Origin of the sequence: Burkholderia sp. Ac-20365 (assembly GCF_017104715.1) — a bacterium.
In the GTDB taxonomy this organism is placed as follows: Bacteria; Pseudomonadota; Gammaproteobacteria; order Burkholderiales; family Burkholderiaceae; genus Paraburkholderia.
The window spans coordinates 148,456-158,146 of sequence record NZ_JAAGPI010000020.1 but is presented as its reverse complement, the minus strand read 5'-3'; the positions used below and the strand labels follow the sequence as shown (position 1 = coordinate 158,146).

At 59.5% G+C, this 9,691-nt stretch carries 10 protein-coding genes; all 10 read left to right on the top strand.

Translation table 11 applies throughout. The features are described from left to right. The first annotated feature begins 64 nt into the window (after positions 1-64). The 10 genes from recQ (at position 65) to rplB (ending at position 9,687) form a co-directional block, all read left to right on the top strand. Positions 65-1,912: a DNA helicase RecQ gene (gene recQ / locus G3O01_RS27800; protein ID WP_205809814.1), complete on the top strand. Its 1,848-nt coding sequence runs from the start codon at positions 65-67 to the stop codon at positions 1,910-1,912. Positions 1,913-2,132: 220 nt separating this feature from the next. Then, the gene (gene rpsL / locus G3O01_RS27795; RefSeq protein WP_006053290.1) at positions 2,133-2,513 is read left to right on the top strand and encodes a 30S ribosomal protein S12; all 381 of its coding nucleotides are present in this window, start codon (positions 2,133-2,135) and stop codon (positions 2,511-2,513) included. Positions 2,514-2,698: 185 nt separating this feature from the next. After that, entirely contained in the window at positions 2,699-3,169 is a 471-nt protein-coding gene (rpsG, locus tag G3O01_RS27790) for a 30S ribosomal protein S7 (RefSeq protein ID WP_006053291.1), read from the top strand. Between the two features lie 128 nt (positions 3,170-3,297). Continuing rightward, on the top strand, positions 3,298-5,400 hold the full coding sequence (gene fusA / locus G3O01_RS27785; RefSeq protein ID WP_205809813.1) for an elongation factor G: 2,103 nt from the start codon (positions 3,298-3,300) through the stop codon (positions 5,398-5,400). A gap of 49 nt (positions 5,401-5,449) precedes the next feature. After that, positions 5,450-6,640, top strand: a complete 1,191-nt coding sequence (gene tuf, locus G3O01_RS27780) for an elongation factor Tu (protein ID WP_028371383.1) — start codon at positions 5,450-5,452, stop codon at positions 6,638-6,640. Between the two features lie 126 nt (positions 6,641-6,766). Then, complete coding sequence (gene rpsJ, locus G3O01_RS27775; protein WP_006998489.1) at positions 6,767-7,078, top strand: 30S ribosomal protein S10; 312 nt, start codon at positions 6,767-6,769, stop codon at positions 7,076-7,078. 188 nt (positions 7,079-7,266) lie between these two features. Then, positions 7,267-7,926 carry a 50S ribosomal protein L3 gene (gene rplC / locus G3O01_RS27770; RefSeq protein ID WP_205809812.1) on the top strand — a complete coding sequence of 220 codons (660 nt, stop codon included), beginning with the start codon at positions 7,267-7,269 and terminating at the stop codon, positions 7,924-7,926. Then, entirely contained in the window at positions 7,926-8,546 is a 621-nt protein-coding gene (gene rplD / locus G3O01_RS27765; RefSeq protein WP_007730523.1) for a 50S ribosomal protein L4, read from the top strand. The genes rplC and rplD overlap by 1 nt, the downstream gene beginning before the upstream one ends. After that, positions 8,543-8,857 carry a 50S ribosomal protein L23 gene (gene rplW, locus G3O01_RS27760; protein WP_007730525.1) on the top strand — a complete coding sequence of 105 codons (315 nt, stop codon included), beginning with the start codon at positions 8,543-8,545 and terminating at the stop codon, positions 8,855-8,857. The genes rplD and rplW overlap by 4 nt, the downstream gene beginning before the upstream one ends. A gap of 2 nt (positions 8,858-8,859) precedes the next feature. Then, positions 8,860-9,687, top strand: coding sequence for a 50S ribosomal protein L2 (gene rplB, locus G3O01_RS27755; RefSeq protein ID WP_205809811.1), 828 nt, complete (start codon positions 8,860-8,862; stop codon positions 9,685-9,687). The last annotated feature ends 4 nt before the right edge of the window (positions 9,688-9,691 follow it).

Sequence of the window (9,691 nt, the reverse complement as noted above, 5' to 3'; positions counted from 1 at the left end):
GGCGAAGCGCGATTGCGTTGGTAAAATTCGTGTCACCCGCCCTGCGCACTTTTCTCTCTCCTTCATGTCCCGTCCGCTCCAGATCCTCAACGAAGTTTTCGGCTATCCCGCGTTTCGAGGGCAGCAGGGCGAAATCGTCGAACACGTTGCTTCAGGCGGCGATTGCCTCGTGTTGATGCCAACGGGCGGCGGCAAATCGCTGTGCTATCAGATTCCGTCGCTGGTGCGACGTGAGGCCGGTCTGGGCGCGGGCATCGTCGTGTCGCCATTGATCGCGTTGATGCAGGATCAGGTGGCGGCGCTGACGGAAGTGGGCGTGCGTGCGGCGTATCTGAACTCCACGTTGTCGGGCGCCGATGCCGCGGCAACTGAGCGTGCATTGCGCGACGGAGAAATCGATCTGCTGTATGTCGCGCCCGAACGCCTGATGACGCCGCGTTTTCTCGACCTGCTCGAGCGCGCTCGCATCGGGCTGTTTGCAATTGACGAAGCGCACTGCGTGTCGCAATGGGGCCACGATTTCCGGCCCGAGTACATCCAGCTCTCGGTGCTGCACGAGCGGTTTCCTTCGGTGCCACGCATCGCGCTCACCGCGACCGCCGACGCGATTACGCGCGACGAAATCATCCATCGTCTCGCGCTCGACGACGCGCGCGTGTTCGTATCGAGTTTCGATCGGCCGAACATTCGTTACCGGATCGTCGAGAAAGACAATGCGCGCTCGCAACTGCTCGACTTCATCCGCGCAGAACACACGCGTGCGGACGGTACCACCGACGCCGGCGTCGTCTATTGCCTGTCGCGGCGTAAGGTCGAAGAGACGGCCGAATGGCTGAAGGGACAGGGCGTGCGGGCGCTTCCGTATCACGCGGGGATGGAATTCGAAGTCCGTCAGCGGCATCAGGAAATCTTCCAGCGCGACGAAGGCATCGTGATGTGCGCGACCATTGCGTTCGGCATGGGTATCGACAAGCCCGACGTGCGGTTTGTCGCGCACCTGGATTTGCCGAAGAGCGTCGAAGGCTATTACCAGGAAACGGGTCGCGCGGGCCGCGATGGTTTGCCGGCGAACGCCTGGATGACCTACGGGCTCGGCGACGTCGTGCAGCAGCGCAAGATGATCGACGAATCCGAAGCCGACGATGCCCATAAGCGTGTGCAAACCGGCAAGCTCGATGCACTGCTCGGTTTGTGCGAAACGGCGACCTGCCGGCGCGTTCGTCTGCTTGCCTACTTCGGCGAAGAAGGCAAACCGTGCGGTAACTGCGATACGTGTCTGGAACCGCCCGCATCGTGGGATGCGACGCGCGAATCGCAGATGGCACTGTCGTGTGTGTTCCGCGCACAGCGCGCGAGCGGATTTAGCTTCGGCGCCGGCCATCTGATCGACATTCTTCGCGGCAATCGCAGCGAGAAGATTCTGCAACGCGGACACGAGAAGATCAGCACATTCGGAATCGGCGCGGCGTTGTCTGAGCACGAGTGGCGTGGCGTATTTCGCCAACTCGTGGCTTTCGGATTTCTCACCGTCGATCACGAGGGCTACGGCGCGCTCGTCCTGACGGAAGCAAGCAAGGCCGTGCTGAAAGGCGAGCAGCAAGTGACCATGCGCCGCTACGTGAAGCCGGTACGCACGCGACAGTCGTCCGGCCGCACCAGCGAGCGCGCCGATCCGACCGCGGGCATGAATGCACGTGAACGTGCACGCTGGGACCGCCTGCGCACGTGGCGCACCGAAACCGCAAAGAGCGATGGCGTGCCAGCGTACGTCATTTTCCATGACGCAACGCTCGCGGAAATCGCGCGCAATTGCCCGGAATCGCTCGAAGACCTGCGCCACATTCCGGGCATGGGCACGCGCAAACTCGACCGATTCGGTGACGAACTGCTCGAAGTGGTCGCTGCCGATTGACCCCAAACTCGTCCATATCCCTTTCGAATCGACGCAACCTGTTGACTCGTTTGGGATTTTCGGAATATGATGCTAGGTTCCGGTTCTTGGCAGGGTTGTGCGCGGCGTAAGCGCGGAATCAATTCGCCCGGGCTGGAAGTCAGCAGTAGTCAGAAACGCGTTCGTTTTTGCTTTGCCCAGAAACGAATACGTCGATTTTGTTCAATTTCAGGAATAAACAATGCCAACCATCAATCAACTGGTTCGCAAAGGCCGCACGTCGGAAACGACGAAGAGCAAGTCGCCGGCCCTGCAGGACTGCCCCCAGCGTCGCGGCGTGTGCACCCGTGTGTACACCACGACGCCGAAGAAGCCGAACTCGGCACTGCGTAAGGTTGCCAAGGTTCGTCTGACGAACGGCTTCGAAGTCATTTCGTACATCGGTGGTGAAGGCCACAACCTGCAGGAGCACTCGGTCGTGCTGATTCGCGGCGGCCGTGTGAAGGACTTGCCGGGTGTGCGTTACCACATGGTTCGCGGCTCGCTGGATACCCAGGGCGTCAAGGATCGTAAGCAAGCTCGCTCGAAGTACGGTGCGAAGCGTGCCAAGGCTGGCAAGTAATAGCCGGTCGAGCAGTAACAGGTCGCTCGCAAGAGCGGTTTAGCGGTGGTGCCGGATAGCCGGTGCTGTCGAGTAAGTGGTCACCCGACCAGGCTGGTAAGTCGTAATGGATGAATCGGGTTAGTTGGTGGCCGCGGGGTGAGTGCAGGAAGCACCGCTCCAACTGAAAAGTTAAAGGAAGAAACATGCCGCGTCGTCGCGAAGTCCCCAAGCGGGAAGTGTTGCCGGATCCGAAGTTCGGTAACGTTGATGTTGCAAAATTCATGAACGTGCTGATGCTCTCTGGCAAGAAGTCGGTTGCCGAGCGCATCGTGTACGGCGCTTTCGAACAGATCCAGACCAAGGGTGGCAAGGACCCGCTGGAAGTGTTCACGGTAGCGCTCAACAACGTGAAGCCGGTGGTCGAAGTGAAGAGCCGTCGCGTTGGTGGTGCGAACTATCAGGTTCCGGTCGAAGTGCGTCCGTCGCGTCGTATGGCATTGGCGATGCGTTGGCTGCGTGAAGCCGCGAAGAAGCGCAGCGAGAAGTCGATGGCTCTGCGTCTGGCTGGTGAACTCTCCGAAGCGGCTGAAGGCCGTGGCGGCGCGATGAAGAAGCGCGACGAAGTTCACCGGATGGCAGAAGCCAACAAGGCGTTCTCGCATTTCCGTTTCTAAGCGCCCTCCCCGGGTCAGCAGTAAAGCGGAAAGAAATTCCGGGCGGGTGCGCTTTTAAAGCGCCTCGCCCGTTTGTGTTAGGGCGCGATGGACTGGTTTCCATCGTGTCATCCCAATAGAGGATCAAAGTGGCTCGCAAGACTCCTATCGAGCGCTACCGCAACATCGGTATTAGCGCTCACATCGACGCCGGCAAGACGACGACGACCGAGCGCATCCTGTTCTATACCGGCGTGAACCACAAGATCGGTGAAGTGCACGACGGCGCTGCAACCATGGACTGGATGGAGCAGGAACAGGAACGTGGTATTACCATCACGTCCGCTGCTACGACGGCGTTCTGGAAGGGCATGGCGGGCGACCGCGCTGAACACCGCATCAACATCATCGACACCCCGGGCCACGTCGACTTCACGATTGAAGTTGAGCGCTCGATGCGCGTGCTCGACGGTGCGTGCATGGTCTACTGCGCCGTGGGCGGCGTGCAGCCGCAGTCGGAAACGGTGTGGCGCCAGGCGAACAAGTACAAGGTTCCCCGACTCGCGTTCATCAACAAGATGGACCGTACCGGCGCGAACTTCTTCAAGGTCTACGACCAGCTCAAGCTGCGTCTGAAGGCGAACCCGGTTCCCGTCGTCGTGCCGATCGGCGCGGAAGAGAACTTCACGGGCGTCGTCGATCTGATGAAGATGAAGGCGATCATTTGGGACGACGCGTCGCAAGGCACCAAGTTCTCGTACGAAGACATCCCGGCTGAGCTGGTTGATTCGTGCAACGAATGGCGCGAAAAGATGATCGAAGCCGCGGCTGAATCGAGCGAAGACTTGATGAACAAGTACCTCGAAGAAGGCGAGCTGACGGAAGCGGAAATCATCAAGGGTCTGCGCGACCGTACGATCGCTTGCGAAATCCAGCCGATGCTGTGCGGCACCGCGTTCAAGAACAAGGGCGTGCAACGCATGCTGGACGCTGTTCTGGACTTCCTGCCGTCGCCGATCGACATTCCGCCGGTTACGGGCGAACTGGAAAACGGTGAGAAGGGTGAGCGCCGCGCATCCGACGACGAGAAGTTCTCGTCGCTGGCATTCAAGATCATGACCGACCCGTTCGTTGGTCAGCTGATCTTCTTCCGCGTTTATTCGGGCGTGGTGAATTCGGGCGACACGGTGCTGAACGCGACGAAGGACAAGAAGGAACGTCTGGGTCGTATTCTGCAGATGCACGCGAATCAGCGCGAAGAAATCAAGGAAGTGCGCGCTGGTGACATCGCTGCAGCGGTTGGTCTGAAAGAAGCCACGACCGGCGACACGCTGTGCGATCCGCAACACCCGATCGTGCTCGAGCGCATGATTTTCCCGGAGCCGGTGATTTCGCAGGCTGTTGAGCCGAAGACGAAGCCCGACCAGGAAAAGATGGGTCTGGCGCTCAACCGTCTGGCTCAGGAAGATCCGTCGTTCCGCGTTCAAACGGACGAAGAATCGGGCCAAACCATTATTTCGGGCATGGGCGAACTCCACCTCGAAATTCTGGTTGACCGTATGAAGCGCGAATTCGGCGTGGAAGCAACGGTCGGCAAGCCGCAAGTTGCTTATCGCGAAACGATTCGCGGCAAGGCGGAAGACGTTGACGGCAAGTTCGTCAAGCAGTCGGGTGGTCGCGGCCAGTACGGCCACGCGGTCATCACGCTCGAGCCGAATGAGCAAGGCAAGGGCTACGAGTTCCTCGACGAGATCAAGGGTGGCGTGATTCCGCGTGAATACATCCCCGCGGTCGACAAGGGTATCCAGGAAACGCTGAAGGCCGGCGTGCTGGCAGGCTTCCCGGTCGTCGACGTCAAGGTTCACCTGACGTTCGGTTCGTACCACGACGTTGACTCGAACGAAAATGCGTTCCGCATGGCTGGTTCGATGGCGTTCAAGGAAGCAATGCGCAAGGCGAGCCCGGTTATCCTCGAGCCGATGATGGCCGTGGAAGTCGAAACGCCTGAAGACTACATGGGCAACGTGATGGGCGACCTGTCGGGCCGTCGCGGTATCGTTCAGGGTATGGACGATATGGTCGGTGGTGGCAAGATCGTCCGCGCCGAAGTGCCGCTGTCGGAGATGTTTGGCTACTCGACGTCGCTGCGCTCGCTGACGCAAGGCCGCGCAACGTACACGATGGAATTCAAGCACTACGCAGAAGCACCGCGTAACGTGTCGGAAGCGATCATCAACGCGAAGTCGAAGTAAGACCTCGCATAGTCATTCATCGAACAAACTTTTTTGAAAGAAGAGAAACATGGCTAAAGGTAAATTCGAACGGACCAAGCCGCACGTGAACGTCGGCACGATCGGTCACGTTGACCACGGCAAGACCACGCTGACGGCAGCGATCACGACGGTGCTGACCGCCAAGTTCGGCGGCGAAGCAAAGGCTTATGACCAGATCGACGCAGCGCCGGAAGAAAAGGCGCGCGGCATCACGATCAATACGGCACACGTCGAGTACGAAACGGCTAACCGCCACTACGCCCACGTCGACTGCCCGGGCCACGCTGACTATGTGAAGAACATGATCACGGGCGCAGCGCAGATGGACGGCGCGATCCTGGTGTGCTCGGCTGCAGACGGCCCGATGCCGCAAACGCGTGAGCACATCCTGCTGGCGCGTCAGGTTGGCGTTCCGTACATCATCGTGTTCCTGAACAAGTGCGACATGGTGGACGACGCTGAGCTGCTGGAACTCGTCGAAATGGAAGTGCGCGAACTTCTGTCGAAGTACGACTTCCCGGGCGACGACACGCCGATCATCAAGGGTTCGGCGAAGCTGGCTCTGGAAGGCGACAAGGGCGAGCTGGGCGAAGTGGCGATCATGAACCTGGCCGACGCGCTGGACACGTACATCCCGACGCCGGAGCGCGCAGTTGACGGCGCGTTCCTGATGCCGGTGGAAGACGTGTTCTCGATCTCGGGTCGTGGCACGGTGGTGACGGGTCGCGTTGAGCGCGGCATCGTCAAGGTCGGCGAAGAAATCGAAATCGTCGGTATCAAGCCGACGGTGAAGACGACGTGCACGGGCGTGGAAATGTTTCGCAAGCTGCTCGACCAGGGTCAGGCAGGCGACAACGTTGGTATCCTGCTGCGCGGCACGAAGCGTGAAGACGTGGAGCGTGGCCAGGTTCTGGCGAAGCCGGGTTCGATCACGCCGCACACGCACTTCACGGCTGAAGTGTACGTGCTGAGCAAGGACGAAGGCGGCCGTCACACGCCGTTCTTCAACAACTACCGTCCGCAGTTCTACTTCCGTACGACGGACGTGACGGGCTCGATCGAGCTGCCGAAGGACAAGGAAATGGTGATGCCGGGCGACAACGTGTCGATCACGGTCAAGCTGATCGCGCCGATCGCCATGGAAGAAGGTCTGCGCTTCGCAATCCGCGAAGGTGGCCGTACCGTCGGCGCAGGTGTCGTTGCCAAGATCATCGAGTAAAATCGAGGATTGCTGTAGAAACACGCAGTGCCCGGGTCCGGGCGCTCGCTCTCAGTGAGTGTCCGGACCTACGTTCTTTTCTAATCGGCGGTGCAATATCGCCTCGCTCTTTCCAAGGAATTCGTCATGCAAAACCAGAAAATCCGCATTCGCCTGAAAGCTTTCGACTACCGTCTGATCGACCAATCGGCAGCCGAAATCGTCGACACGGCGAAGCGGACTGGCGCAATCGTCCGTGGTCCGGTGCCCCTCCCGACGCGTATCCAGCGTTTCGACATCCTGCGTTCGCCGCACGTCAACAAGACGTCGCGCGATCAGCTCGAAATCCGTACGCACCAACGCCTGATGGACATCGTCGATCCGACGGACAAGACCGTCGACGCGCTGATGAAGCTGGATCTGCCGGCTGGCGTGGACGTCGAAATCAAGCTGCAGTAAGGCCTTCAGGCGACATCCAAACTTTCGGATGTCGCTAAGTCTTTGATTGCTTGCAGAAAACGAAAAGCCTCGCTATAATGCAAGGCTTTTCGCGCATTTGCGTAAAAAAGCCGCTGCGTTTCGCCTCTGAAGCGCGCGGCATTTTGTAAATTAGCCCCGACCAATCGCAGTCGGGAATGGAGAAAACGATGAGCCTTGGACTCGTAGGTCGCAAGGTTGGCATGACCCGTATCTTCACGGCTGATGGGGATTCGATCCCTGTTACCGTGTTGGACGTGTCCGACAACCGCGTGACGCAGATCAAGACTGTTGAAACCGACGGCTACACGGCCGTTCAGGTTGCCTTCGGTACGCGCCGTGCATCGCGTGTGACGAAGCCGCTGGCAGGTCATCTCGCCAAAGCTGGCGTTCAAGCCGGTGAAATCCTCAAGGAATTCCAGATCGACGCCGCTAAGGCCGCCGAACTGTCGAATGGCGCCGTAGTTGGTGTGGATCTCTTCGAAGTGGGCCAGAAGGTCGACGTGCAAGGCACCTCGATCGGTAAGGGCTACGCCGGTACCATCAAGCGTTATAACTTCGCTTCGGGTCGTGCATCGCACGGTAACTCGCGTTCGCACAACGTGCCGGGTTCGATCGGTATGGCGCAGGATCCGGGTCGTGTTTTCCCGGGTAAGCGCATGACGGGTCACATGGGTGATGAGACCGTGACCGTGCAAAACCTCGAAATCGCACGTATCGACGCAGACCGCAAGTTGCTGCTGGTCAAGGGTGCTGTTCCGGGTGCGAAGGGCGGCAAGGTGTTCGTGACGCCGGCTGTCAAGACGCGTGCCGTGAAAGGAGCGAAATAATGGAACTTAAGCTCCTGAACGCCAACGGTCAGGAAGGCGCAGCAGTTAACGCGTCGGACGTCGTGTTCGGCCGTGACTACAACGAAGCCCTGATCCACCAGATCGTCGTCGCTTATCAAGCGAACGCACGTAGCGGCAACCGCGCTCAGAAGGATCGTGAGCAGGTCAAGCACACCACGAAGAAGCCGTGGCGCCAGAAAGGTACGGGCCGTGCTCGTGCCGGTATGTCGTCGAGCCCGTTGTGGCGTGGCGGTGGTCGTATCTTCCCGAATTCGCCGGAAGAAAATTTCTCGCACAAGGTCAACAAGAAGATGCATCGCGCAGGTCTCTGCTCGATCTTCTCGCAGCTGGCCCGCGAAGGCCGCATCGCGGTTGTCGACGAGCTGACGCTCGAAGCGCCGAAGACGAAGCTGCTGGCCGAAAAGTTCAAGGCAATGGGTCTCGATTCCGTGCTGGTCATCACTGACACGGTTGACGAAAACCTGTACCTCGCGTCGCGCAATCTGGCCCACGTGGCCGTTGTCGAGCCGCGTTACGCCGACCCCCTCTCGCTGATCTACTTCAAGAAAGTACTGATCACGAAGGCTGCGGTCGCCCAGATCGAGGAGTTGCTGTCATGAGCGAAGTTCGCAAAAACGATCATCGTTTGATGCAAGTTCTGCTCGCGCCGGTGATCTCCGAAAAGGCGACCCTGGTGGCTGACAAGAACGAGCAAGTCGTGTTCGAAGTTGCGCCGGACGCTACGAAGCAGGAAGTGAAGGCTGCTGTCGAGCTGCTGTTCAAGGTGGAAGTCAATTCCGTCAACGTGCTGGTCCAGAAGGGCAAAGCCAAGCGCTTTGGCCGTTTCATGGGTAAGCGCAAGGACGTGAAGAAGGCGTACGTTTGCCTGAAGCCCGGCCAGGAAATCAACTTTGAAGCGGAGGCCAAGTAATCATGGCAATCGTGAAAGTTAAGCCGACTTCGCCGGGTCGCCGCGCGATGGTCAAGGTGGTCAACAAGGATCTGCACAAGGGCAAGCCGTTCGCAGCGCTGCTCGACACGCAGAGCTCGACCGCCGGCCGTAACAACAACGGCCACATCACCACGCGTCACAAGGGTGGTGGTCACAAGCATCACTATCGTATCGTCGACTTCCGTCGCACGAAGGATGGTATTCCGGCAAAGGTTGAACGCCTCGAATACGATCCGAACCGTAGCGCAAACATCGCGCTGGTCGTGTACGCAGACGGCGAGCGCCGTTACATCATCGCTCCGAAGGGCGTGACGGTTGGTACGCAACTGATGTCGGGTTCGGAAGCTCCGATCCGCGCAGGTAACACGCTGCCGATCCGTAACATCCCGGTCGGTACGACGATTCACTGCATCGAGATGCTGCCGGGCAAGGGCGCGCAAATGGCGCGTTCGGCTGGTACGTCGGCAATGCTGCTGGCTCGTGAAGGCGTGTACGCACAGGTTCGTCTGCGTTCGGGCGAAATCCGCCGCGTTCACGTCGAGTGCCGCGCGACGATCGGTGAAGTGGGCAACGAAGAGCATAGCCTCCGTCAAATCGGTAAGGCTGGCGCGAACCGCTGGCGCGGTATCCGCCCGACGGTGCGTGGCGTTGTTATGAACCCGGTCGATCACCCGCACGGTGGTGGTGAAGGCAAGACGGCTGCAGGTCGCGATCCGGTGAGCCCGTGGGGCACGCCGACGAAGGGTTATCGCACCCGTAGCAACAAGCGCACGACGAGCATGATCGTCCAGCGCCGTCACAAGCGTTAAGGAG

Excerpts from the sequence above, each read along its gene's own strand:
- recQ (WP_205809814.1), top strand. The coding sequence starts at position 65 with ATGTCCCGTCCGCTCCAGATCCTCAACGAAGTTTTCGGCTATCCCGCG.
- rpsL (WP_006053290.1), top strand. The coding sequence starts at position 2,133 with ATGCCAACCATCAATCAACTGGTTCGCAAAGGCCGCACGTCGGAAACG.
- rpsG (WP_006053291.1), top strand. The coding sequence starts at position 2,699 with ATGCCGCGTCGTCGCGAAGTCCCCAAGCGGGAAGTGTTGCCGGATCCG.
- tuf (WP_028371383.1), top strand. The coding sequence starts at position 5,450 with ATGGCTAAAGGTAAATTCGAACGGACCAAGCCGCACGTGAACGTCGGC.
- rpsJ (WP_006998489.1), top strand. The coding sequence starts at position 6,767 with ATGCAAAACCAGAAAATCCGCATTCGCCTGAAAGCTTTCGACTACCGT.
- rplC (WP_205809812.1), top strand. The coding sequence starts at position 7,267 with ATGAGCCTTGGACTCGTAGGTCGCAAGGTTGGCATGACCCGTATCTTC.
- rplD (WP_007730523.1), top strand. The coding sequence starts at position 7,926 with ATGGAACTTAAGCTCCTGAACGCCAACGGTCAGGAAGGCGCAGCAGTT.
- rplW (WP_007730525.1), top strand. The coding sequence starts at position 8,543 with ATGAGCGAAGTTCGCAAAAACGATCATCGTTTGATGCAAGTTCTGCTC.
- rplB (WP_205809811.1), top strand. The coding sequence starts at position 8,860 with ATGGCAATCGTGAAAGTTAAGCCGACTTCGCCGGGTCGCCGCGCGATG.